General features: G+C 52.1%; 25 protein-coding genes. 9 read left to right on the top strand and 16 right to left on the bottom strand.

Annotation, left to right across the window (positions count from 1 at the left end):
- Positions 1–3 precede the first annotated feature (3 nt).
- Genes DDY07_RS13485 through cysG form a run of 4 tightly spaced genes read left to right on the top strand, consistent with a single transcriptional unit; the run spans position 4 to position 3512 of the window.
- On the top strand, positions 4–396 hold the full coding sequence (locus tag DDY07_RS13485; RefSeq protein ID WP_064029385.1) for a cobalamin biosynthesis protein: 393 nt from the start codon (positions 4–6) through the stop codon (positions 394–396).
- Positions 393–1754, top strand: coding sequence for a precorrin-3B C(17)-methyltransferase (gene cobJ / locus DDY07_RS13480; protein ID WP_064029386.1), 1362 nt, complete (start codon positions 393–395; stop codon positions 1752–1754). Before DDY07_RS13485 ends, cobJ begins: the two co-directional genes overlap by 4 nt.
- Positions 1747–2106: a ferredoxin gene (locus DDY07_RS13475; RefSeq protein WP_064029388.1), complete on the top strand. Its 360-nt coding sequence runs from the start codon at positions 1747–1749 to the stop codon at positions 2104–2106. The genes cobJ and DDY07_RS13475 overlap by 8 nt, the downstream gene beginning before the upstream one ends.
- Before the next feature lie 17 nt (positions 2107–2123).
- The gene (cysG, locus tag DDY07_RS13470) at positions 2124–3512 is read left to right on the top strand and encodes a siroheme synthase CysG (protein WP_064029579.1); all 1389 of its coding nucleotides are present in this window, start codon (positions 2124–2126) and stop codon (positions 3510–3512) included.
- Positions 3513–3657: 145 nt separating this feature from the next.
- On the opposite strand, the gene DDY07_RS13465 is transcribed toward cysG, so the two are convergent.
- The 6 genes from DDY07_RS13465 to DDY07_RS13435 form a co-directional block, all read right to left on the bottom strand.
- Complete coding sequence (locus DDY07_RS13465) at positions 3658–4167, bottom strand: hypothetical protein (protein ID WP_064029390.1); 510 nt, start codon at positions 4165–4167, stop codon at positions 3658–3660.
- Positions 4168–4170: 3 nt separating this feature from the next.
- Positions 4171–4566, bottom strand: a complete 396-nt coding sequence (locus DDY07_RS13460) for a hypothetical protein (protein WP_064029392.1) — start codon at positions 4564–4566, stop codon at positions 4171–4173.
- A 286-nt stretch (positions 4567–4852) separates the two neighbouring features.
- A complete protein-coding gene (locus DDY07_RS13455) occupies positions 4853–6505 on the bottom strand; it encodes an ATP-binding protein (protein ID WP_253734482.1) in 1653 nt (550 codons plus the stop codon).
- A gap of 141 nt (positions 6506–6646) precedes the next feature.
- Positions 6647–8410 (bottom strand): DUF4942 domain-containing protein, encoded by a 1764-nt coding sequence (locus tag DDY07_RS13445; protein ID WP_171696246.1) that lies wholly within the window; start codon positions 8408–8410, stop codon positions 6647–6649.
- A gap of 114 nt (positions 8411–8524) precedes the next feature.
- A complete protein-coding gene (locus DDY07_RS13440) occupies positions 8525–9022 on the bottom strand; it encodes a hypothetical protein (RefSeq protein ID WP_064029400.1) in 498 nt (165 codons plus the stop codon).
- A gap of 147 nt (positions 9023–9169) precedes the next feature.
- Positions 9170–9832 (bottom strand): hypothetical protein, encoded by a 663-nt coding sequence (locus DDY07_RS13435; RefSeq protein ID WP_064029582.1) that lies wholly within the window; start codon positions 9830–9832, stop codon positions 9170–9172.
- 244 nt (positions 9833–10076) lie between these two features.
- On the opposite strand from DDY07_RS13435, the gene DDY07_RS13430 reads away from it, so the two are divergent.
- Positions 10077–10373 carry a hypothetical protein gene (locus DDY07_RS13430; protein ID WP_231883679.1) on the top strand — a complete coding sequence of 99 codons (297 nt, stop codon included), beginning with the start codon at positions 10077–10079 and terminating at the stop codon, positions 10371–10373.
- Here DDY07_RS13430 and DDY07_RS13425 read toward each other — a convergent pair.
- The 10 genes from DDY07_RS13425 to ssb form a co-directional block, all read right to left on the bottom strand.
- The gene (locus tag DDY07_RS13425; protein WP_171696245.1) at positions 10351–10884 is read right to left on the bottom strand and encodes a hypothetical protein; all 534 of its coding nucleotides are present in this window, start codon (positions 10882–10884) and stop codon (positions 10351–10353) included. The two genes, DDY07_RS13430 and DDY07_RS13425, sit on opposite strands and share 23 nt — an antisense overlap.
- A gap of 348 nt (positions 10885–11232) precedes the next feature.
- Positions 11233–13035, bottom strand: coding sequence for a VWA domain-containing protein (locus DDY07_RS13420; protein ID WP_171696244.1), 1803 nt, complete (start codon positions 13033–13035; stop codon positions 11233–11235).
- Between the two features lie 84 nt (positions 13036–13119).
- On the bottom strand, positions 13120–14307 hold the full coding sequence (locus DDY07_RS13415; protein WP_064029408.1) for a DUF3150 domain-containing protein: 1188 nt from the start codon (positions 14305–14307) through the stop codon (positions 13120–13122).
- Between the two features lie 121 nt (positions 14308–14428).
- Positions 14429–15181 (bottom strand): hypothetical protein, encoded by a 753-nt coding sequence (locus DDY07_RS13410; RefSeq protein WP_064029410.1) that lies wholly within the window; start codon positions 15179–15181, stop codon positions 14429–14431.
- A 2-nt stretch (positions 15182–15183) separates the two neighbouring features.
- A complete protein-coding gene (locus DDY07_RS13405; RefSeq protein ID WP_064029412.1) occupies positions 15184–16125 on the bottom strand; it encodes an AAA family ATPase in 942 nt (313 codons plus the stop codon).
- A 109-nt stretch (positions 16126–16234) separates the two neighbouring features.
- Positions 16235–16447: a hypothetical protein gene (locus DDY07_RS13400; protein ID WP_064029414.1), complete on the bottom strand. Its 213-nt coding sequence runs from the start codon at positions 16445–16447 to the stop codon at positions 16235–16237.
- Positions 16448–16788: 341 nt separating this feature from the next.
- Positions 16789–17790, bottom strand: coding sequence for a YqaJ viral recombinase family protein (locus tag DDY07_RS13395; protein WP_064029416.1), 1002 nt, complete (start codon positions 17788–17790; stop codon positions 16789–16791).
- Positions 17787–18122 (bottom strand): hypothetical protein, encoded by a 336-nt coding sequence (locus DDY07_RS13390; RefSeq protein WP_064029418.1) that lies wholly within the window; start codon positions 18120–18122, stop codon positions 17787–17789. The genes DDY07_RS13395 and DDY07_RS13390 overlap by 4 nt, the downstream gene beginning before the upstream one ends.
- 94 nt (positions 18123–18216) lie before the next feature.
- A complete protein-coding gene (gene bet, locus DDY07_RS13385; RefSeq protein ID WP_171696243.1) occupies positions 18217–19266 on the bottom strand; it encodes a phage recombination protein Bet in 1050 nt (349 codons plus the stop codon).
- 142 nt (positions 19267–19408) lie between these two features.
- Positions 19409–19840 (bottom strand): single-stranded DNA-binding protein, encoded by a 432-nt coding sequence (gene ssb, locus DDY07_RS13380; RefSeq protein WP_171696242.1) that lies wholly within the window; start codon positions 19838–19840, stop codon positions 19409–19411.
- 413 nt (positions 19841–20253) lie between these two features.
- Between ssb and DDY07_RS13375 the strand changes: the two genes are divergently transcribed.
- From DDY07_RS13375 to DDY07_RS13360, 4 genes are all read left to right on the top strand, one after another.
- A complete protein-coding gene (locus tag DDY07_RS13375) occupies positions 20254–20916 on the top strand; it encodes a hypothetical protein (RefSeq protein ID WP_171696241.1) in 663 nt (220 codons plus the stop codon).
- Positions 20917–20931: 15 nt separating this feature from the next.
- Complete coding sequence (locus DDY07_RS13370; protein ID WP_171694302.1) at positions 20932–21132, top strand: hypothetical protein; 201 nt, start codon at positions 20932–20934, stop codon at positions 21130–21132.
- A gap of 82 nt (positions 21133–21214) precedes the next feature.
- Positions 21215–21757, top strand: coding sequence for a HEPN domain-containing protein (locus DDY07_RS13365; protein WP_171696240.1), 543 nt, complete (start codon positions 21215–21217; stop codon positions 21755–21757).
- 156 nt (positions 21758–21913) lie between these two features.
- Positions 21914–25081 (top strand): hypothetical protein, encoded by a 3168-nt coding sequence (locus tag DDY07_RS13360; protein ID WP_171696239.1) that lies wholly within the window; start codon positions 21914–21916, stop codon positions 25079–25081.
- Positions 25082–25083: the final 2 nt, after the last annotated feature.

The raw sequence follows: 25083 nt of genomic DNA, 5'->3' as shown, positions 1-25083 counted from the left end.
CGTATGAAAGTCATGATTGGCATGGGTTGCGACCGCAATGCCAGCCTGGAAACCTTACGGCAAGCCTTGGCTCAGGCTTTGTGGCAATGCGGGCTGGACGTGTCAGCGGTAGCCGGTTTGGCCAGCATCGACAAAAAAAACGACGAAGCAGCCCTGTTACAACTGGCCCAACTACACCGTTGGCCGCTGTATTTTTACCCGGCTGAGGCATTGGCCAGCATCCCGGTACTGAATCCATCCGAGGTGGTCATGAAATACATGGGTACACCGGCGGTGGCGGAAGCGGCGGCACTGAAAGCGGCCAATGCCGAGCTGACGAATTTACTGGTCGAGAAACATAAATATTGCGGTGTGGACGGCAAGAACGCCACCGTTTCGATAGCGAGAATTAAATGACAAAAGCAGGCAAAATTTTACTGGTGGGTATCGGCCCCGGCGCGCATGAGCACATGACTGCTCGCGCTCGCCAAGCGATTGCGGAAGCGGATGTGGTGATTGGTTACAGCACCTACATCAAACTGGTGCAAGACTTGCTCGATGGCAAGGAAGTCATCAAAAAAGGCATGACCGAAGAACTGGATCGTAGTATCGAAGCTTATGAACATGCCAAGCAGGGCAAGATCGTCGCTATGGTGTCGTCCGGCGACATCGGCGTTTACGGCATGGCCGGACCCACTTATGAACTGCTGCTGGACAGTGGTTGGACGCCGGATGATCCGATTCAGGTGGAAGTGGTGCCCGGTAGTACCGCGTTGTCGAGTTGCGCATCCCTGGTCGGGGCGCCGCTGACCCATGATTTTTGTTCGATCTCGCTGTCCGACTTGTTGACGCCCTGGCCGGTGATCGCCCGCCGCCTGGAAAGCGCTGCGCGCGGGGATTTCGTGGTGGCTTTGTATAACCCGAAAAGCGGTCGCCGCACGCAGCATATCGTCGAAGCGCAAACTATATTGCTGCGTCATCGTAGCCCGGACACGCCGGTTGCCATCGTTAAATCCGGTTATCGTGCTCGGCAACACATCCAGCTTGTTCGCTTGGTGGAGATGGCCGATTGCGACATCGGCATGTTGACCACGGTCTTGGTCGGCAACAGCAGCACCTTCGTCCGTGCAGGGTTGATGGTGACGCCGCGCGGCTATGCCAATAAATATGACGCCATGACCGGCGAAACCCGCGCAGGCGAACAGGCAGGTCGTTCGCTGAGCATGGGCTTGGAGGGCTGGAAAGGTTGTGTGCGGCAATATTTGCGCGACACGCCCAAGGTGACATTGCAACAGGCCGCAGCATACTTCGCGCAACCGCTGGCGGACATTCTCGATGCCGTCAGCCAGTCCACGCCGGGCGACCAAGCCGGCCTGTTCTGCGCGCAACGGGCAATCCCGGACAGCCATAATCGTTTGCTGGAATCATTCCAGGCTTGGGGCAAATTACGCGCCGTGGTGCGCAGCGAAGCGGGCGCCGTAGCGGAATTGCTGATCAACGCTGCCGATTTGCAAAGCAAAAACGGCTGGATGAGTATCGTCAACGACGCTTTTCATTTTCACATCGACTGGCGCAAGGCCCAGCAGATCTGGTTTGTGAGCCGACAGAATCAAGCCTATGGCATTCAGGTACTCGATCAACACGGCGACGCCTTATTCAACTTATGGTTAGTCGCTGACGAAGCAGGCTTCGACAGCACAGCCCTACAACATTACCGCGATGACCGAGCGCAATTTAGCGCCCCAACTGTTCTGGAACCTACCCACCATGACTGATAACATCATCCCCATGCCGGAAAAACCCAAAATGGGTGACTACAAACGCCACTTGCTGGTGTGTACCGGCCCCCGCTGCACCGAAAATGGCGAAGCGCAGGCCTTGTTCGAAACCCTGGGGGAGAAATTTAAAGCGGCCGGCATTGATAAAGGCGAACTCAGGGTTAAGCGCACCCGCACCCACTGTTTCGCCACCTGCAAATCCGGCCCCATCCTATGCGTGCAACCCGATGGTATCTGGTATTACAACGTCAATGAAACCAATTTACAGCGCATCATTGATGAGCATTTGGTGGGCGGTCGACCTGTCGAAGAGCTGATTTATCATCAAAGTACTTGCTCGGTTCCATAGCAGTAAAACAAAGCGTTATGGATTATTTTCCTCTTTTCTTAAAAGTTAAAGACCAAACGTGTTTGGTGGTAGGCGCTGGCGAAATTGCGGCGCGAAAAATTGAATTACTGCTCCGGGCTGGAGCCAACATCGTCGTTGTTGCTATGGAAATTGGTAGCGCGGTAGCCGCTATGCAACAGTCAAATCAAATCGTTATCCGTCAAAAAGCATTTACGCATGAGGATATCGACGGCATGGGACTCGTGGTTTCCGCTACCAATTGCCGCTCCACGAATGTAGAGATCTCCAAGTTGGCGAATCAGCGGAAAATCCCCGTTAATGTGGTTGATGATCCGGCGTTATGTTCCTTTATATTCCCGGCCATTATTGATCGTTCGCCCCTACTTGTCGCCATATCCTCAAGTGGTGTATCGCCCGTATTAACGCGACTTTTACGGGCTAGGGTGGAAAGTGCCATTCCGGCATCGTTTGGCCTGTTGGTGCAATTGGCTGAAAAATTCAAATTATTGGTCAAACAACGCATTCCACAACCGAGTCAGCGTAGAGTTTTCTGGGAAAAGATTTTACAAGGGCCTGTGGCTGAATTAGTTTTTGTAGGCAAGCAGAGCGAAGCGGAAGAACTGCTGCGGTCGCAGCTGCAGCAGCCTGACCCTACAGTAAATGAGGGTGAAGTGTATTTAATAGGTGCCGGTCCTGGCGACCCCGATTTATTAACGTTTAAAGCCTTGCGTCTGCTGCAGCAGGCAGACGTTATTGTTTATGACAGGCTGGTTTCTATAGAAGTGCTCGATATGGCCCGACGAGACGCCGAGAAAATCTATGTCGGCAAACAGAGGGATAACCATAGCCTACCGCAGGAGTCGATTAATCAACTGTTAATTGATTTAGCCCTGGCCGGCAAACGGGTAGCCCGATTAAAGGGGGGCGATCCTTTTATCTTTGGTCGTGGGGGTGAAGAAATCGAGTCCTTTATACAACTAGGGATCAGCTTTCAGGTTGTGCCTGGCATTACTGCAGCGGCAGGCTGTGCCAGCTATGCGGGCATTCCGCTGACCCATCGCGATCATGCTCAATCCTGCACATTTGTCACCGGCCACTTAAAAGACGGCAGTATCAATCTCGACTGGCAGCAATTATCTCGTCCCAATCAAACCATTGTGATTTATATGGGACTGGCTGAATTGGCAACCATCTGCCGATCGCTGATCGAGTACGGTTGTCCGGCCAATCACCCCATTGCCGTCATTCAGGAAGGCACGACCCGAAACCAGCGGGTTTTAACCGGAACAATAGCGGATATGCCCAGTCGTGTGGAACAGGCCGAGATGACGCCGCCGACGCTGATTATTATCGGTTCGGTAGTTACACTTCATCAACAATTGGACTGGTTTCAGCGTTCGGACTAATTCACAAGTGGAGGTTAGCATTACCCGAAACTGAGGCTTTTTGGTAAACAGTCTCATTAGGATTAGTTCTGTGGCACAATAAAAAATTATTAAAACGAGCCAATCAACAGACGATAGCGGGTTTATGTTCAAGAACTGACGAAAATCAACCTCGGAGGCGGTGGAGCGGATTTGCATCCAGGTTCCCAGGGCGGTTCGCGATTGTTGCCAGAGATTGGAAATCCCCCACGAGCGTTTCAGATTGTGGAACAAGGGTTCTATCCACCAGCGACGGGCGTAAAACTCGACCATCGCTTCGATCTGACAGTTCGGTTTCAGTCACCAACAACAGGCGCGGCTTTGCCCAGGATTGTTTTTTGTCGTCGTAAAACTCGCACCAGCCGGCCCGCACCTGTGCTCCTTTCAGGAAGCGGGCCAAGGCTAGCGCCGAACGTATTCGCAGTTTTTGCCGTTTGCCATAGATGGTCAGCGACAACTCAATCGCCGGCAAGGTGGTGATCGCCTCCGCCGTCAGGCGTTGGCCATACTTCCGCGGTCGGCCACGACCAGACCTGCCGGACATGTCGGGCGGCAAAAACAAGGCGGGATCGATGCGGGCTTGGGTAATGACCTGGATGCCACGGCTGAGCAACGGCAAAACCAAACGACCGCGCATGAACTATGAGTCGCATAACAACCGTGTCGGCACCGTCAGTGTTGGTGCCAAGACCCGCAGCAAGGCTAATGCGAGGGGCAGCTTGTTACGACTGCCGGTGTCTGACACCAAACGCGAAAAAATCTGCAGCACCAACTTAGCCTTGTTGTGACCCAAGACGCTGACGCTAAGCGTCACCCAACATTGTGCCTGCACGAAATCAGGGCGACTGGTTTTGTGCGCATGATCGTGGCGCACCGCCAGTGTATCGTCGATCACCAAGTTCAGGGTTTGCACCGGCAACACTAGGCAGGCGCGCAGCAATCTGATGAAGTTCGCCCGCGAACGCGGCGGCACGACGGGAAGCAAGGCGGAAATCCATTGGGACAGAAAATGGCTACTACGCAGAGAAAAGGACATGAAGCGAACCCGGAGCAAATAAATGCTCCATGGGCCGCCACTCGACAGTCTATCAATGGGTCGTCGAGTGGCGGCCGCGCGGGTTAGGTACTATATTAACTACTTTTTTACGCTACGTGAAAAAGCCATGCACAAAAAAGCCGCCGACCCTAATGGATCTGGCGGCTGAATGTCTAAAGTTGATTTTTCACTATACATGAATGGAGCTTTAATTTGATTTCATTTGCGGTGATGAAGGAGAGCGCATTATTCGGCTGGATAATGCGCTAATATAAAAGTGACTTAGCTACCTATCAGTTGCAGGTGTTTGTGCTTGAACGGATTGAGCCGCTGGATACGCCATTACCGAAGCCAGTTTACCTTGCTGATCCAACTCCACCACGAATGCTTTACCGTACAGTGCAGGACAGCCGCAAAAATCCGGTAACAAGCGTTGCATGGCATTGGCCGGATCGCTGGCGGTATTGGCCACCACAAAGGCGATGAAGGCATCCGAATCGCTTTCAAAGGTCGATTCCTGAAATTCATCGTATTCGCTTCTGAAGCTGGCCATTTGTTGCAACACCTGATCCGAGCAATCGCCCTTGGGCACAATGATGTCATCAGCGTTTTCCTGGCCTTGGTAGCAAGCTTCATCTGTGATTTCAACAAGATCCTGTCCAAGCCGGATTCGGTAAGCCTCGCAAAAACGCACGTAGACCCAACACCAATCACCTTGGAATTGAGCCTGATGGCTTTCATTGACCGTTTCTATTACCAGTTCTTCATCATTGAGATGCCGAACCAGTGAATGAAGCCAATGGTCTTCATCCAACGTACCGTGGTAGAGCAAATAATCCCGGCTCCAGGCAAACATAAAACGCGCAGCGCCGTCTTGCTTGATGTCATCATCAATCGAGACGATACCGCGAGCCGCTATGTCTGCACGAGTCATGGCTTTGTCTGGTTGCTGCTCGAAATTATCAAAAACTTCGGTATCGCAAACCGGATAGGCAATGATTTCGCGTAAGGCTTCAGGTGGCACTACAGGCACATCGTTGAGCAACTTCAGCAGTTCCCAATGCTGCAGCATTTCATAAAAACCAACGAACGCTTCGGCAGAGAGAGTGGCTTTCATCTGGATAAAGCGCTGTTCGATGGTTTGTGCCAGAACCGCTTTAACCCGTTTGATGACATCAGTTTCATCGACCAGCTTGTCACGATCCGGCAAGCGGGCGTGAAAACGGGCAGAATCCAGATGAATGATATGGCGATGCGATGTATAGCTGTGCGAGGTATAAATGGGCAACCCCTGCAGATAGACATCGAACTCATATTGCGCCCCATTGGGTTGGTCCATGCCATGCAGATAGATTGCGCCAATCTCGGTTTTAACAAAGGTCAATCCGCAATCCAGCGCGCATGAGCGTTCAAGTAATTGATCGTTGAACAGCACGGGAACGGGGAAACCGCGCACCAAGCGTTTCAGCGTGGCGGCAATTTGCCCCATCTCCAACGCGACATCCTGTAAGGTAATGCAGGTGATACCGTTCCAATCTTCGATTGGTGTGATCGTTACCGGTTTAAATGCCAGAATGTGGTCGGTCTCGACATCGATCGAACCGCTTTTGCTGATGACGCTGATGTGACGACAGGCAAACAGTGCCGATAGAAAGCCGATTCCAAACGGATGTTCAAGGGCAACCACGTCTGCATCCCAACCGGATTCGGCGACTGTCAGTAGTGTTGCAATCGAGTCGATGCCGCAGCCATCATCCACAACCTGTAGCGTTTTGGTTTCAGGACAAAAGTTAATCACCACCATGGCCGCATTGGCCCGGCGAGCATTTTGGATGAGCTCGCCGAGCACCGTGGTTTTGTTGGTGAAACTGAAGCGTAGACTTTTGACCAAGTTGGCTTGGTTGACTTTCATCGCGACTTCGTTGATTTGTGTGTTCATGTGTTATCTCCGGATATAAAAAAGTCCCGAGGACATGAAACAGACTACCCCCTTGGGGAGAGCTGTTCATCTCCCCAAGGCGGGTGATACTGGCTAGACCAGTGGTTATTTAAAAGACTTGCTTTAGGTTTTGTGCCCTGGCTATGAAGCTAAGGCCAAATTACTGTCAGGCAGACCATCCCAGTCCAATTTTCGGACACAGCCTTGATCGTTATCCAACAAGCTGTCGGGATCGATGCCTCGGCTGGCCAACACGCTGCTCATCGCCTGGGTTAACAGACGCTGGCCTTGTTCCCGTTCCGACGCGCCGCCGTGGTTGATGGCCCAATAGGGATTGAAACGGTAATTCCGACCCTCCAGTTTGGATTGCTTTTTCACTTCGGCATGAAACGCCTTATCGAAGCTTTCCGCTTGTTCGAACTGCTGCCAGAAACCTTGGCCGGCTTGCGTATCTACAGGTGGCAACCAGCGGCGCTGGCGGCCGACCCAACGGTTCATCCGGTCGATCAAGGTTTTGCTTTTCGGAAAAAAGTGGATGGTACCGACGCCCGGATAATAGCGAACGTCAAAGTAACTGCCACCGATCCGTTGCCCGACCCGAAGCGCGTGAAAATGCTGCCGAAACACCGACACCAAACTGACCTTGGCTTCGGTCTTACCATCGAGCAAGGCAAACACCTTGTCGAAGTCGGCCAGCAGCCGTTCCGACTCCCAGTTCAAACCGTTTTGGTAAGAGCTGACACCATGGCCCGGCAGAATGAAGCGCGTGGTCTTGATCCGCATACCCAACGTGCGATGTTTGTCATTGCTTTTCCAGCCCATGTAAAACACTGCGTTATCGCTGTAATAGCGGGTGATCAGATCAAACACATCGCACACCATGCTCAGTTGAATTTCACCTTGCTGATCGATGATGCCTTGCAGAAAGCCATAGATATTCGGCACGGTAAATTCCAAGGACTTCACCGCTTCAAAATCCGACTCCAAGCGTTTCTGCGCCGTCGATGACAAGCGTGAAGTCACCTGCGTAGAGCGTAAAATGCTGGCCCAGGCCCGATTCTTCAAATCGTGATAGCGTTTAAACAGCGTCCGCTTCACCGCATCCGATGACGACTCGTCTTCACTGCTGATACCGCCACCGCTCAGTTCGCCGAGCGTTTTGCCCAGCATGGTCCGATAACGGCTGGCACGGGCTTCACTGACCACGGCCTGTCGCGCTGCTTCGACAGCGGCATTGAACATCAACACCGCGTTATCGATGAAGGCATTCGGCAAGGCCAGCTCATGATGCAAATGAAACTCGCCCGCTAAATCGTCGGCCTCTCGACGATCCTGTCGCAAATCGTCCAGAATACTGCCGAGGATGTCCTGTTCGAACGTCGAAGTTTTTTTCAACCAGACCAGGGCCACGTCGACCGGCGTTTTGCGTTCGGCATCCTCGCCGGCGAACATTTCTTGCAGAAACTCGACCTCGCCGTGCTGCTCGATCAACCGTAATAACAACTGGCGTTCTTTCGAAAACGGATTGCGCACGGTTTCGGCATTGAGAATGGCGACGATTTCACCGTCGAATAAAATCTCCCAAGCCTTCAACACGTGTTTGGCGCCTTCGGCAAACGGCGGATTCATGATGATGTGCGAATAGACACTGCCGCTTTGAAACTGCAGAAAATCCATCCCCACCACCGCGTAGCCTTCATCGCGCAGAACCGCATGTTTGCGGATATCGATTTCAATGCAATCGATCGGCAAACGTTTACCGTACTGGTATGGCCCTGGACGAAGCAAATGTCCTTCGCCTGCTGAAGGCTCTAATACCCGAGCGAATTGCTGGTTCTTGAACATCGCCCAAGCTTTACGGCTCAATGCTTCTGGCGTGGGGTAATATTGATAAGGGTCTGTCATGGTGTACTCCAAAGAATCCCCTGACGACCGATTTATCCCTGGCGGGATAGAATCATCCCGCAGGGGTAAAATAAAAAATCTCGGTTTAACCGAGTGTCGAAATCAAACGGCGCCTCAGATCAACGCAAATCGTTTGCCTTGAATGAAGTCCTGATACTGCCGGGCTTCGGTTTTTACTTTGAACCGGGCATGCACGACACCGTCGATCCAGATTTCCCAAGGCAAGCGGTTAAGCTCGCCTTTCACCAGTTCTACTGTGCCAACCCGAAAATCATCGTGTTGGTAAAGTACCTGGCGGGGACTGTCTACACGAACGATGCAGTGATCCAGTAATGCCGGACCGCCGATGTCACCGGGTTCGATCAATAGCGGCACTTTGATGGTGCCAGTTGACCTACCAATCCAGCCAATGACATCGTGCTCATCAAGCCAGGACTGACCGGTGATTGGATCGCCGTAATACAACCGGATTTTGCGTTGGCTATGGCAAAGTTGTTCCAACAGCTCGACTACTGGTTTCGGTGTATCTGCGTGATAACAGGTGCCCGACGGCAAACGCTGATATTGGATGCGATGACCCGTGCCGAAAGTGTGCTCAAAGATTTGTGTCATGATGTTGTCCTCAAAAAAAACGGAAACATCACGAATCCCCAGTGGGAATAGGACATTCCCGTTTTGGTGGATAAAATTGAGCGCCGCATCGAATGACTTGGCTAACTCAGGCTTTTACGAAATGCGCGTCTGAACAACGCGCGCTATTTAGGATTTGTTTTCCAGGGCTGTTTTTCCCAAGGCTTGCAATGCCACAGGAATCAACGGATCCAGATTTTCCCAGTCGACACTACCGCCGTTGGCTTTGCCTTGTTGATAGGCTTCAACCAATCCCCGGCAAACCCGCATGGCCGCTTGCTCTTTCTTCAATTGCCGTACCGAATGATCCGGTTCCGGCCATTGTTCAACTGCAACGCATTCCCAGAGCAGGCTTTCGTCGCCTGATTCATGGTATTCATCGGACAATAACGGCATGGCGACAGTGTCATCCCAAATAGTGGCATCGTTGAATGCCTGTTCGGCAATTTGTTGTGCCGCTTCGGGACTATCCGCTGTTATGCCTACCGAAACGCGATGGACATAATCAATTTCATACGAAACAACAAAGAGTCGATTCATGCCTTTCGCCGGTACCTTGGCTAAGGAGGGGGCTTCGACCGGCGAGCCGGTTTCCGCCGATCCACAATCGATCAATGAGCTTTCATAAGGCTCGATCTCCTTGTTGCAGTGCGGGCAGCGATCGTTACAGGCGCAATCCCATTCATCCTCCCATTCGGTTTGGCAGTAGGGACAACGGTAATGATTCAGATAGCGAACCGTGCTGGTTTCCGCCTGGATTGCGCTAACGTTTGGCTGAGTGATTAATGTCATGGTCATTTCCTCCAAAAAATCGCAGGAACGACCACCCGGCAGGATGGGGTTCCCGCAGGGTTAAAATCGCTGGTCAAAGCCAAAAATTGGCCCATGCAGCGGGGTTGAATTCACACAAAAATCGGTATATTGTGGCTAAAACTCATTAAAAAGCAGAGAAATAGCCATGTTTGACGATATTTTGCGCATTTTTGATTTCCTCAGTCCAAAGCAGACTGAGAGCACGCAACCAGTACGAAAATCGATGGCAATACCACTCGATCCCAGACTGAATGCGTTAAATCTTTGCAAAACCATTTTGACCAAGTTGGATGCCGCGGAAGCCGATGTTTTGCAAAACATCAACGATCCGAAGCGAGCCTGGGAGTTGTTGAGCAACATCCGACAATTGCGACGGGAAACCTTTGAGGATATCCAATCGCTGTTGCCGGAGGGCTTTCGTTTCGACGAACCCAAGGTTGACTTGGCTAAGCCGGTACGCACCGTGATGACGCAAAACGGCGCGACGCTTGCGGTATTCAATGGCGGACAGACTCACTGACCGGCACCGATAAACCATTTCCTTTCAGAGCAGCCCGTAGTTGGGAGACCTGATGCGGAATTTTTTGGGTTGCTGCGTCAGTGACCGCAACCGACTGCTTTTTCGAGCGCCGAGGCTTTTTCATCTCGGGCTCGGGACTGTCGATCACCGGTTTGATTTTCAACAACTCCCGTTCCAGCTTGGCGATTTGAATGTCCGCCTCGAAGATCTCGATGGCCTTCAACTTGGCTTGTAACTGCGCTTCAAGTCTTTCGGCCTCACGATTGATGCCGCGATTTCGAGTTTGAATTTCTTGACGCACAGAATCCGAGATCGTTAACCAATTCATGTCCTCCCGACTACGCGGCATGATGACCGGTAGTCGGTTTCGAGTCGATCGCTGCGCACGATAGCGCTGAAAAGCCAGTTTGCTTTGTCTCAACGCGATCAGTACTTGCAAACACGTCGCCCAAATTACTCGCAATGCGAGAATGAACATCGCCAATAGGATGATGCCGAAAATAAAGTTCATTGAAGTTCTCCTTTGTAAAATTTAAGAAAACACTTCGATTGAACAACACCCAGCCGGGCGATGGTCGCCCGAAGCGGTTTGAATTGCAGACAATTTGCCAGGGCAAACTGAGTTTTACATCGGGCTTAACGCACCCGACACGATCACGGTTTAACGTGCTCGCCGCCTGAAGACGGAACGCCGACCGAAGTCGGATTCAGCATTCTGGAAAGAACGCATGAAATGTCTGTTTGTCGAATGGGCTCCAGGAAGTGAGTACATTCGACAAACTACGGCTGAAATCAGCTACCCATAGCCACAATCCAAGGCATTAAGCCAAGGATTGGGCTACGGATAACTGACTGGTATTTATGCTGCCAACAACAACGATTTTGAGAGTTCGAACAATTGTGTTCTCAGCTCCTGAAGATCGTTAATGGTGATGGCAATCGGGAATAAATGACTGACATCTAATCCCAAACCAATGCCGACCGTTTCAATACCGCTATCCCGGCAGCGCTGCAAAATATCCAGCGTGCTCAAGGTATCGTTGGGTTGACCATCGGTCATTACCATCAGTACTTTGCGCGGTTCTCGACAACGCAATAGCGATGCGGCACCAAACCAAATCGCTTCGGTCATCGGCGTACTGCCGGTGGCTGCCAGCGAGAAGGCACCGGTGCGGACATTCACCCGTTGACCATGCTCCAGCAACTGGAACACCGAATCATCCTGATGCCCTGGAAACGCGGTGACGCCAGGATTAACCCCCGGAATACCTTCAAAGGCCATCGCCAGTGCCAAGGTGGCTTCCAGCGCAATCGGCATACGCGATCCGATGGGTTGGCCTTGGCTGTCGGTCACCTGATAACCCATGCTTTCGGATTTATCGAGTAACAGATGAATCGCCGTATTGGGTGCAGCTTTGGCCTGTTTGCGCTGAAACACCTTGGTTTCACCTAGCGGCAAGCGGTGTAAGCGCTTGCCATCCATCCGCCGTCCACGACAGGCATGTTGCGAGCGGTTGAGAGTTTGCGATTGCACCAGGCCTTGCAAAGCGGCGCGGATTTTTCCCGATTCGCTTTGCACTTTGTGCAGCAAAAACGAACCGGCCCTGTCGTCCATAGGTGGTTCGTTGCAACCGGGCATCAGCAATTCAGACACGTTTTCCGCCGCCAACGACAAGGCCGATTTCAGCGATTCAAACAGGTCTTGGTCGATGTCACTGTCACCAGCGGACAACAAGGTTTGCAAAACGCCCATTGGGTCGGTCATCTCCGTGTTATCTTCGTCATCACCTTGCGAGTTGGCTGAAGAACTACCGGATGGTGTTGTCGGTTCATCGTCAGGATTTCCTGGATTCGATGCATCATTACCATCAGATTCTGAAGACTGATCGTCGTCAGTGTCGGTCGGTAAACGTTCATCTTGTTCCGTTGAATCCGAAAGCTCCGAATCGGCTAAGGCAGCATCTTGATCTGCATCATCCGATTCAGGCGACGTGTCCTCATCTGCCGATTGCTTGGCCTGATTGCGCTGCCGTTGTTGCTCGAACTCCTGCTCAATCATGGTCAGGATGCGATCAGTCAATTTCAGGCAATCGGATTCCGATTGCAAACCCTCCGGGACTTCGGACAACAAGCCTTTCAAACGTGTCACAGCGCCGGTTGGGAACGTTGCCTTCAAAGCGGTTTCAGTTGCTTCGACCAACGGCCGTAACGACGACTGACCCAATACCCTGGCACGCAAGCTTTTCAAGACAAAGCTGTACAGAATATTGGCCGGATGGTCGTCGATACGGCTGGCGACAAAGTCGCCTTTGGCAATCATCTTTTCAATTACCGTGCGAATCGTCAGCCGAGTTCCCGGAAAATCCTTGGCCAGTTCATACTCGATGCGGACATCTTCAATCGCGTTGCAAAGCCGACGGCGTAATACTGAATTACAGTAGCGCAGAGTAAAGTCCGAATAACGAATGTGAGCCGCTTCGTGGGCCAACAGCCCCCAGGCCACATCCTGATATTCCGCATCGTCACCGTCATAAGCCGGCAACTGAATGGATTTGCCATCGGTATAGGCTTGATTCCCACCGACACTGACTTTGACGCCAAAGCGGTTGCCGATGGCGGCCGCCACGATGGGGAATGCGTTGTGTAAGGTTCTATTTTTCATGGTGTGCTCCAAATGTTAGGGGCGCACCATGACCCCAGCGGGACATGGTTTGCCCCAGTGGGTGAATGGTTAAATGGCGTCAGATCAGAACCAGTAGTCCTGGTCGGAATCGTCCGCTTCCTCATCGTCTCCTACCGTCACCGTTGCCGGTTCCGCTGCGTGGTTCGGATCAGGGTCTTCTTCGGTACTGTGACCGGTTTCCAGATCGGACGGATGCTTATCCAGCAAGACGTCCAACGCCCAGTCATCCGTAGTCGATTCCGCATCGATTGCATCATCAAAGATGCCGTCAAACAGATCGGTAAAATCCGGAACGTCTTGAGCTACCTCAGTGATGAAGGAGGACGGACAAGCAGACAACATGGATGTTTCCGGCTCCTCTGAATGGAGGTTTTCTTCAACATCATCACCGGTCTGGATCGCCGGCGCTTGCACCGCCAACAAACCTTCACCGTGCCGCCGGGTTTTATCCGGATCGGCCAGCAACATCGCCGTGGCTAGGATTTCCTGCAGCAAACCGCCTTCGATCGATCCCCGAGTCGGAATTTTGCCCAGCAAGTTGTCGATGGTCGCCACCACTGGCGCCACCCGATGATCCAGAAAACTCAAACCATCGAGTTTGTCGCGGATGCGTTTGATCGGCCTGAGCGCGTTGCGGGTGACTTGTTCCTTGCCCAGTAAAGATTGCTCGACCAGCAAGTTGGCGTCCACCGCAATTTCATGGAACATCTGCTCACTCAACGAACCGATTTTGCTTTCCAGGCGTTCGACTTCCTGTTTCGGCAACTGTTCTGGTAACGCCACGGATACCACCAGGTAATCGAACGCCAAGCGGGTGGCGACCAAGGCCACCGAGTCGATGGCTTTCTCGATGATGCTGGCAAATTCCGGATGTTTGACCATCCAGTCTTGGACCGCCGCATCGTAGCCATCCAAAAACTCGGCCCGCGCCTGAGCAAAGTCCCCGGCAATCCGGTCCAGTTCCGTCGTGACCAGCGCCGCTGCTGCGACTGGTACGATAAACCCGCCCAGAAACCGAGTGCCGACGCGTAAACAAATGCGTTCGGCTTCCTTTTTCAACCGGTTGAATACCGATAGACGGTCCGGATCGAGCAAGCGCTTCGAGCCCAAACTGGCCAAATCCTCAGGCGGCAACTTGCTGCCATCGGCCAGGACCAGATCCTCTTTGTTGAGCTTTTTACGCGCGCCGTAAATCGTGGCGTCGACTTTGATCAAGACCACTTGGTCCAGAATAAGTTGAGTTTGTGTCATGTGAACCTCCTAGGGAAGAAGGCACACCGACCCCATGGGGCAAATGGCCCCTTCCGGGTGAATGTTAAAAAATCTGCAACGAACCGTTCGCTACAGGAGTCAAGGCTTGGCTTTTGGCTAATCAAAACCAGTGATCAGTTTGATCGGCCATGGCCAACGCCAGATCGAGCCGGGGTTTCAACAGGCCCAAGTTTTCCGCCAGCGGCCTTATGGCTTCGACGTCGGTCTTGAACAGCGCCAAGACCTCGGTTTCGGCTTTCAGATCCGCAGACACGTCGCGCCCGCTTTCAGTGGCAATGCCGACCGAAACGCCGGGAAATGCCGCATGCTTCAAGGCCATCAACCATAACCAAGGCAACACCCCGTGTTCGAGGTGGATTTGCCCGCTGAGGTCGAAGGCTTCATCGCCCAGACTGGCATCGATCAACCGTTGCCAACCGGACCAGTCGCTTGCAGTCAGTCCTTGGGCCTGAGACCAGGCCTCCAGATTGCCCAGCCAGCACCGTAACGCGATACCCATGTCGAGCAAGGTAGCGTGTCCAGCGCGACAATCGATATGCCAATACAGTTTGTCGATCGGAGCCGACGGATTTTCACTAGGCATAGGTGAAGCATCAGCCATCGGTGCGGACCGGGGTAACCGGATGTTGCCTTCGCTATCGATCTCGACTTCGCCGACAAATACATAGCCCTTGGCCTGTTTTTGCCGTTCGATATCGTGCTGGCGTATTCCTGATCGTGTGTTGATACTTGGCAGACGAGAAGCCGTTTTGCCCCAACGGGTCGAGATCGAGCCGTCGGCATTCGTCGTGATGGCCCAGTCTTTGGAACTGCCATCGCTGTAGCGATAACGGAATAAACTCCATACGGCCATGACTACACCGCCCAATCGTCACCGAACACATCCTTGGCGATGCGATGAATCGCTTCGCGTTCGGCGGGTTCGGCTCTGAAGGTCAAGGCACGATCCAGCGAATACGCCAAGGCATTGGGCGCACTTTTGAAGGTGGCCACCAACGATGCCCAGCGCACTAAGCCGCGCGTCGATAAGGTCACCGACAACATGCCGCCACCATCCGCACCGCCGATGAAGACTTTACGAATCTGGTTGGCGACCTTGATCATGCTTTCCCTTACCGATTCAGGCATGGTCGGCACCACATCCGCCAGCAGTTTCATCTCGTCCTCGGGCTCGGGGTAACCGACTTCCATCAAACGAAACCTGTCTAAAAACGCCAAGTTTTGCCTTAACACCCCTTGATACAATCCCGACTGATCACCCGATCCGGCACTATTACCGGTAGCGACCAAACGAAACTTGGGATGTGGGACAATCACGTCGCCGGTCTGCGGAATCGATAGAGGCTTCCCTTCGACGATTTCATTCAAGCCAATCAGCTCGGCTGGATCGATGGCATCGATTTCGTTGATCAATAACACATGACCCAGGCGCACTGCCAGGGTCAACGGACCATCGACCCACTTCATCGCGCCGCCGTCGACTAACATGTACTGACCGAGCAGATCGTTGAGTTCCAATCGACCGTGACCGGGAACCGCATTTACACCCCAATTGAGACGTGCCGCAACTTGTTCTAACAATGAGGTTTTTCCTGAACCGGTGGGACCGGTCAGGTATAAGCCATCGCCGTTATGCGCGCCTAAAAACGCCAACACGTCACGTAAGTGATCCTTACGAAACACATAGGGCTTGATGGTCGGTACATAGGGGTTATTGGTCGGGGCAAAACCTTCCACTTTCATGGATGCCGGGGCCTGAATGCCGAAGGTGTCGGCAATGGAATATTGTTGATACATGGTGAGCTCCTTGAGGACTAGCCTCAGAAAACAAGGGGCACACCGCCCCGAGGGGTGATGAGCCCCAACGGGTGAATAAAGCCCTGGCATGCCAGGACGGATTAAAAAATCAACGTAGCTGCATGACGCAGTACATCGCCCATTCGGCGCGGGCCAACAGCTCCCGATCCATCAGGCGCAGGATGCGCTGAATGTCGCTTCTCAAACCGGGGTCCGAGATTTGACGATGCATTTCAAGCAGCAACCGTTTTTTGGCTTGGATGTCGTTGCTATGGGCAACGTTCAGCCAGCCATGCAAGGTTTTCCAAAAGTCTTGATTCATAATGACCTCCTTCAAAAGTGAAAAGGGGTCACCGGTTCCCGCAAGGGTGATGAACCCCAACGGGACAAACTAAACACACCAGGCTTGACGCACCTGGCACACGAGGCAAACGCTCATGCCGCTTAACAACGGAACGCCGGTCGAAACCGGATTCGGGATTCCACGAAGGGAATACCTGAACGATGCGGGTTTTGGGTTGGACTTTTTTAAAATCCCAGCCTAAAACCGACATGCCTAAACTAAAGGATTCCATGAGGTGTCCGGCGTCAACTCTCTTAATCGATCGTCTTCAATGAACACCCCGTAACCACTAGGGTTACAGGATGTCTTGAAACGAACCCTCAAAACCAAAAGTCCGCACCCGCCAGGTCTTTCAGGGCTTGTGCATCGAACGGCACTTCGGCATGTTTGCCGTCGTCATCCCGGCAGGTCACGCGAACTCGAGTGGCCGAGGGTTTTCGGTAAACTTCCAGTGCTGCAGCCTGAACATCCGGTTGCAAGGCTTGCAGTGCAGCCTTGTAATCGATGGCACCCTGGCTTTGAAACCGGCTGATACGTAACCCGGAATGCTCCGCGGCCACGTAATCACCCATTAGCAACACCAACGTGTTTTCAATGCGCGACTGCTCATCTTCCAACTGGTTGATTTGGCTTTTCAGGTCCTGGATAGTCAACGCTCGTTGCCGATACGTGGCCGCCAGTTGTTGCCATTGCTGTTCTGCTTCGCCGTTCGGCAAATACAAATCGCGCTCGGGATCCTTGGGAGGTTCCTTTTTCGATTTGACCGCCAACCAGAAATCCATCGCGGACTCGACCAGCTCAGTGAGAAAGCGCTCATCGCGTTGAATCTCGAACTCGATGTCCTGGCCTTGGTGGTAGAAAAACAAAAAGCCACGCCCAGCATCGGCGACCAGCAATTGCTGTTGCACCTGACACCAATACAACTGATAGGCCGCCGAGGTTTCCCGATTCAACAGCACATCCAAGAACGTGGTCTCATGCGGACATTTGATTTCCACGGGTTCATTCGCGTCGGACAAGCCGTCGAACGAAGCCCGCATCAAGGGAAACTGCTCCGACTCGCCGCACAGCGGCAACAACATCAGATCGTGTTTATCCTCGAAGCGTTGCAAAGCCTCGGGCTCTTGCTGGATGCCGGCGAGGATCAACGGGTTGTTGTCCAGACTGGCTTCCAGCACCAGGCCGATTTTCTCCGCCCACAACCTCCACGGGGTTTTGTACGGCGAACGATTCATGACGATGGCCGCTTCGCTGGCACTGATGCCTTGTAAGCGCCACTGCCGCCAGGCGTCCGAACGCTGAGAAACGTCGATGACCTTCATCGCGAAAATCCGGTCAACTGCACCTGGCAACCGAAGCGCACGGTCTCAATGCCTAGCTTGTGCAACTGGGTCTGGCAGCGTCGGGCCCAATAGCCATCGCCGAACAGCAACAGCAGTTCGTCTTGAGCCGGTAGACACACGCCGCCAAAACTCTCGGCCAGTGTCGTCAGTTCCGGTTGGCTCAATAGACGGGGATCGGGTTCACCGGGCTGGGGTCGCCACAGGCGTTCCAGAAAGCCCCGGCCGTGACGGCGTAATACCGTGGGGGAATCGTAACGTTGCCAATCGGTATGACAGGGCACGCGGTTCAATGATTGATCGTTTGTGTTCATGACCTCTCCTGATAAGTGAAGAGCGTCATGTCCGACCCCGTGGGCGAATCATGACGCCCTCGTGGGTGGTTTGGGAATGTTGGGTAGCCGCGTATTAGGCCGCGTTACCCAAGGTTTGACGGGCCTGATTCATGGCCATGTCTTTCGCGGACAAAGGTGGCATGCCGGCACTGTTGGTCTGGCTCAAGGTCGGTGTTGCCTTGGGTTCGACTTGCGATACCTTATCCAGCTCGGCCAAAGCAAACGTCAGATCTATGCCTCTGAACTTCTGGTGGGCATAGTCGTAGGCCGCTTTCCAGGCACCTGCCGCCGCAGTCCGTCTAACCAACTCAGCGACGGCTTTTTGTACCTTGGGATGGATTTGTGAAAAATCGACCACGTGCGGTTTAGGCTCGGATGCCCCGGTAAACCGATCATCAGCAGGATCAACATGGGTTTCCCAATGCGTCGCCTCGCCATCGATCACGGTACCGTCGGTGATGTCGTCGAGCGTTTTGCCATCCATTTCCTCGGCGGCATAGCCGCATTCCTCCGGAAAGGCAGCTCGCAAAGACGCCGCTTTACCGCATTTGGCCAATTGCCCCTTAGGCCTTTTGATCCACATCGCGGTCGGCACTTGCGAGTTTTTACCGCCGGCCGTGCTGTAGGCTTCCAGCCAATACACTTCCTCGGTAAAGGCGCAACGTTTACCGCCGACGATCCGGTACACGGTGACCGCCACCCATTCGGGAAAGGTCATGGTGACACTGGATTCCTGCCATTGCTCGTTGTCGTCCTTGTAGCGGCCGGTAAAGGTTTTGGTGACATCAGGCCCCCAAACGGGTCTGTCCATGCCAGCCCAAACGCCGGTTCTGGACGCGGTCGTCTGGATTTCCATGATGGACGGCCAGACGGTTTCGACATTACGGCCTAAAGCGGCACTCCACATCGGCACGATATGCACCGGCTTTTTGAAGATATCGAGCTTGCGGGCCTTGCAATAATCCAGCGCCATCAGAATGGCTTCCGGGGTTTTTGCGGTCGGAAAAGTGACTTCGGTCAGCACTTTCCAGGACTGCTCCGACAGTCCATAGCTCTGTTGCACAATAGCCGGCATCGGCAAGTCACGTGTTTTAGGTAAGGTGTTACGGTTGTTTTGGCTCATGGTGGGTCTCCTTCAATAAAAAAGGGAACGCCATTGCCCGCCGGGGAATGGAATTCCCCATGGGGTTGAAATACCGAAGCCTGAAAAAGGTCGGCGATGAAAACGTTAAAGCAACAAACGCCAATAATCGGCGCGCCGGGGTTTAATGAATCGGCATATCGCTGTAGTCGTCATCCCAATCGGCGTCCTCGGGCGCCGCTGGCGATGATGACGAACCGTTGGCGGTTGCCGCTGCGTTAGGGCGATCCAGCATCTGCAATTCAAAGGCGGCGATTTCGGTGCGATACCGCTTGTCATTTGCTTGGCCCCATTGCTGGGTACGCAAACGGCCTTCGATGTAGATCTGGCTGCCTTTGTGCAAATACTGCTCGGCGGTATCGGCGAGTTTTTTGAAAAACACCACCCGATGCCATTCGGTCCGCTCCTGTTTGCCGTTTTTAGGATCGGTCCAGATTTCGCTGGTTGCCAAACGGACAGCGACGACTTTGCCGCCGTTATTGGGCATAAAGCGAACGTCCGGATCGGCACCGAGCCGGCCCAGCAAGATGACTTTGTTCACGCCACGATTGGCCATGATGACATTCCTCCTGTCGGCCGCGCCCGACTCAACGATAACAATACCCAACGGCGCGGCGATGGGTATGCCGGCACGCCGAATCCCTGCTGGGAATCGATGCGCCCGGCAGGGTAAACACAATTAATAGTCACATCAGGCTTGACGCACCTGACACGCCGATGGAAAACCACCGTCGCCGCTTAAAAACGGAACGCCGACCGAAGTCGGATCAAGGCGGCCATGAAAGAGCAGCCGAGAAAGTCTGGGGTGAAGCGGAAGGCTGATGGCCAACCATTTCATTTGGCGGGTATTGAAGCAGAATTATTTTGAAGAGCTTTTGCAGCTGACGCCGAATTCGCCATCAGCTGCGGACAGGTTAAAAAAAATCTGGCTTACGATCACTGCCCATTCGTCCACATCAGGAAACAGTCATGTCCGAAACAGCTCCACAGCCTAAACCAGTCCCGCGCCGTGCTATCAGTCGGCCGATATTTGAGCGTACATTTAGCATCAACAGCGAGCAAGCCATTCGCGTCATCCGGAACAGCTATCATCGGTTGATGGTGTCCTTGTACGCGATCGACGTGATCCTGCGCATCATCGGCCGGGAAGAAACCGTCGATGAAATCGAAAACCTCGTCAGCCAGATGATTGCCGAGTGCGCGGAACAGCTACAGCAGGAAAAAAGTCGACTGGAAAAACTCAAGGCCGACAATGGCATCACCGAAACGCCGACCTACACGCACCCCAGGGAGTTTGTGGCCAAGATTGCTTCGCCGCAGATTGCGCAATTCGTCGAGTTGATTCGTTTGCTCGATCAGTTGATGATCGTGATGGATACCTTGTGGCTGTGCCAGATCATCTCCAACAAACATTGCATTGCCGCGCGCCTAGAGTGGCAGCAGCGCTTGCAGCGACTAGCCAATAAAATTGTGACGATGGAACGGCATGCGCATCAGGCGGCGTATGAACAGGGGCATGGTGATGAGGTACGGTTAGCGCGGCAGGAATCGGGATTGTTGGATGAGCCAGAGCGACTTTCCGAACATGAGGATTCAGTGGCTGATGACAACGAATCATTCCCCAAGTTCTGATAAGACCGGTGCGCAATGACCGCCAACCCTAATGAAATATGCTTGATGGTTCCATTATCCGAACAGGAGGCTTGGGACTTGGCGCAATTTTTAAAGCGAGCCGGATTTGCCGATTTTCGAAGTAACGCAATCGATGATGAGGAGGCTTATCGTATGCAGGCTGTTGCGCAAAAACTTAGAAGTAACTTGGCGACAATTGGCTATAACCCACGCTAGCAAGCCATATCGGTAATTCCTTTGTTGTTAGAGTTTCGACCAATACAGTACTATCAGTACTTTATTATTCTCGAGATCAAGGATGTCCCAAGCAAAGCTGGCTTTTGATTATTCAATTAAGGATGCTGAGGAGCTGCTAGCTCATTTCGACGCAATCAACACCAACCCGCCACCTGCAAACGCTGAGGTTTTAAAACGAGCAGGTCTGGTGATGGCGCTTACTGCCTGGGAAACTTATGTCGAAGATCGCATAACCGAAGCGATGAATATCCGTTTGGGAGCTGTGGTTGGCAGCTATGTCGGCGACTTCATACACAAAAAGCTGCATCAAGATCTCAAGCAATTTCATAATCCTAGCTCGGACAAAACCAAACGCCTTTTCCTAGAGTATGTCGGTATCGATGTAACCTTGGGTTGGACATGGGCCAATACCGATCCTGAGCGAGCTCGAAAGTCCTTAAACGACTGGATTTCTAAACGAGGCGATGCCGTTCATCGGTCGAAACCCATTAACAATGGCGCACCGCAAGCACATTTGATACGACGTGATGATCTCGAAAAAGTCATTCGGTTCATCAAAGAATTAGTCAAAGCAACGGAAGCATATTTGGATGCGAATCTCTAATCGCTACCTAATTAACGTTTTGCTCTGATTTATTAGGGCAACTCGCCCTTTGTGCTATAAACTCCAAAATATAGAAAGATAATCCCGTTCTCTTTTGTTCGGCAGACATAGGGGGCGATGTGGCCAGTAACGGTCAATCTATTTTGGAGAATGCCGATGTCACAAATCGCCCAACAAGGTGGAGCGTCCGTGCATGCGCGCGGACAAATTCCATCCACCGATCTCAGTTTGCTCATTCATTTTTTGGTGAAAGTCTTTCCGCCATCTGGTGAAGATTCCGCCCACCCACTCGGCTGGTCTGTTTTAAAGTTTGATCCTGAAAAACACCGGCTCAGCATTAATACATACGGAATACTTCGGCGGCTTCTTGCTCTAAAAGAATTTCGTGAGGCATTCCGCCAAACACCCGATAGTGGATTTCTGCGTGATTTAGTTAATCCACCAAAAAATTTTACTGCGAAACTCGGCGGCCGGATTTCTCATGACAATATCACTGGCCTCTCTCAGGCCATCACTAAATTAAAACGACTGATAGTTGATGATATTGGCGAACTCGAACTTTCGGTCGATAGCCTGTTGATCAAAGACCCCGAGATGGCGTTCGAGGCATTATCCAAACTAAATGGAATTAAAGATTTTCTCAAAGAACTGCCGGCGCAAATAGTAGCAATGGAATTTGCTAAATCTGACCGGTCTGCGCAAGATCGCGAAAAAGATGTTGCACGTGTGATCTCTGCCCAGGAAGAAATTCAAGCTGAAGATTGGCTGGATCGTATGGCATCAAGCATTTCAAATGCCCATGCTTATCGAGACGACGAGTTTGATAGTGTTCAACAAGAAATATTAATTGAAACGCTTCGGCAGGACTTTGATAAACAAGATAGCCAAGTGACTCGATTCTTGAATTTCCTTGAGGACGAAGCGTTGTCTCGCGTGCGATTGCGAGTCAGCTTCGCGATTATGGATAGTTTGGCTGCTCAAAAATCAAAATCAGAGCATGCTAATGATCGGCGATTTGTTGATTATATTCATAGGGTCAATCAGCTATTCGAGCATTACGGAACTCCAGAATCGCCCCATTCACTGCACTTTGATCTTACACGTACATTTGGGTTGACTGCGGAATTTTCCATTGCAGACGAACTGATTAAAGCGTTGTTTTACAACTGCCTGCCAGTTTGGGCAGAGTGGAATACTCAACTATTTGAGTCGCGTCGGGTCGATCCACAGTCACGTGGCGTTTCTGTTGTTCGTGAAGTGAGTTATCGGTTTCGCGTGAACGGCAAAGATCCGCGTAGTGAGATGGAGCCGGCTTTTGATGCCCGGCTAAATCGCCTGCGTGACATTCTAATTGATGACTCCGGTAATGAAATATCGCCGTTTGTATTGCGCAGAAATCTTAGCGAGCTTATCGTTTTATGGCTGGTTTTGAATCCAAGCATTCAATCATCAGACTTGATAACTGAAGCCCAGCAATTGTCGATTCGATTGAGAGGGCAAGGCCAATCGGCAATAGTTGCGATGCTGGATGATTTAAGCCTATGGAGTCCCAACGTCAAGGAATTAAGCAAAACACTGGTTGCCCTGTTACGTTCCAAATCTAATAATGTCATTGCTCACGCGCAGCGATCAGTTGATGATTTATATTTGGTCGTTCAGCAGAGCGTGGTGGACTGGTCTTCCATAGAGCGATCCAAGGGTAGAGTACGCGATCCGTTAATCAAGCCAGCATCAGGCCAACCCGAAAATATTGAGTGGTTCAGACATATTCAAATTGCTCGAAAACCGGAGGAAGTGCCTGACGCCTTATTTTCGGTTCGTGTTCGGACGGAGTTAAACGAAAGGACTTTGGCCGAAAGGGACGATGAAAATAGTATTTTTCAAATTCACAGGGAGCTACCCAGTCAATTGTTGAATATTACCTGGAGACCATTCCGGGTTGATGAAAATAAAAATCCTATAACTAAGTTGTCTCGAGTCAAGATTGAGCCTCAGTGGCTCATGCCCGCGGGGATCGACATTTGGTACGACCCCGAGCGTTTGAAATACCGTAACCATCCAAAATATTCCGAAGAAGACAGTCGGCAGTATCGCGCCGCCGCAGCTACAGCAATGACTGTTTTGATTTATGTGGTGCTTCAGGTATTGACTGAAAAGCTGGTGTCCCAGGCCGAAAAACGGATGCCGGCGTTGATGGTTCGTTTTCAACAGCAGGGTAAAACTGCGGCCAAGGATGAGGGAGATCATTGGATATATGCCATTTCACAAGCCGTCGAATCCGCATTGATGCGTGATCTTCCCGTGCGAATGCAAGGTCTCGTGGAGGATGGGCTAAATCATCATTACAAAGCCAGAGGGGCGGCTTTTGCATTATCGGCCGCATTTCCCCTGATTGTTGCAACCAACAGCTTGCCGTCGGTTAATAAAATTGCTGCATTGGTTTATAGCACTCGACCTTGCGATGATCACCCGCAAACCAATGATACCGATGGCTTTATATTTCGAGCAAAAACTTATTTTGCGGAAGCTGTTAATGAAACATCGGTCGGTTATCGTCTGTCTTTTGACCGAATGCAAACCCATGTTGTAGAAACACGCGATTCATTTAAAAGTCCAAAACTCATCGTTGAAGAAGTCTCCAGGCTGCAAGCCCTGGGTTACGAACACATTATTCTTGTGTCGAGCCATTTCGGTAATCGTCGTATCAATCGTTCGGCACAGCGGCATTCACCACATACACAAACGGCATTTCTTGACGAGGTAGCTAGTAAGTTTCCCCATGTTAGTCTGTACATGCTGCGGCGAGACGTGTTTCCCGCGACCCGACTCCGTACGCGTAGCAAAGCTGAATCGGCGTTTGAGGCTGTGCGCATTTCTGACCATGACGAATTTGCCTTTGATCAAGGCGATGGCGTGCTCAAGCAACTTATCCCGGTCTATACCTTTGCAACTTTGGCAATTGTCGGCAAAGACGATGCCGCTAGGCCGCAATCGGGCTTTTGCACCTATTTTTGGGACGCCGATTATCAGGTGAAAAATAGTGAGTGGAGGGAACGGGTTCGTTCAAATCTCTTAGGATCTGGCAACGGCGTTCGTGATTGTTTATTGGCGGTTCTGCGAGGATTGCATTTCCTGGAAGCTGAAAAGCAACCGGATGGCGGCGTCTTTAAACCGGTATTGGATCCCTTTGGTTGGGTGCAACCATCTTCTAGCGGTGCAGCAGGAGAAATTGAGGTCCAGCCTTCTAGCCGACGTAAAGGCAACGTTTTGCTGTCATTGCCGGCATTGTTGTCTCATGTCACTGAAAGCCTTCATAGTGGATGATG

Origin of the sequence: Methylomonas sp. ZR1 (assembly GCF_013141865.1) — a bacterium.
GTDB lineage: Bacteria > Pseudomonadota > Gammaproteobacteria > Methylococcales > Methylomonadaceae > Methylomonas.
This window is presented reverse-complemented; position numbering and strand designations above follow the sequence as displayed.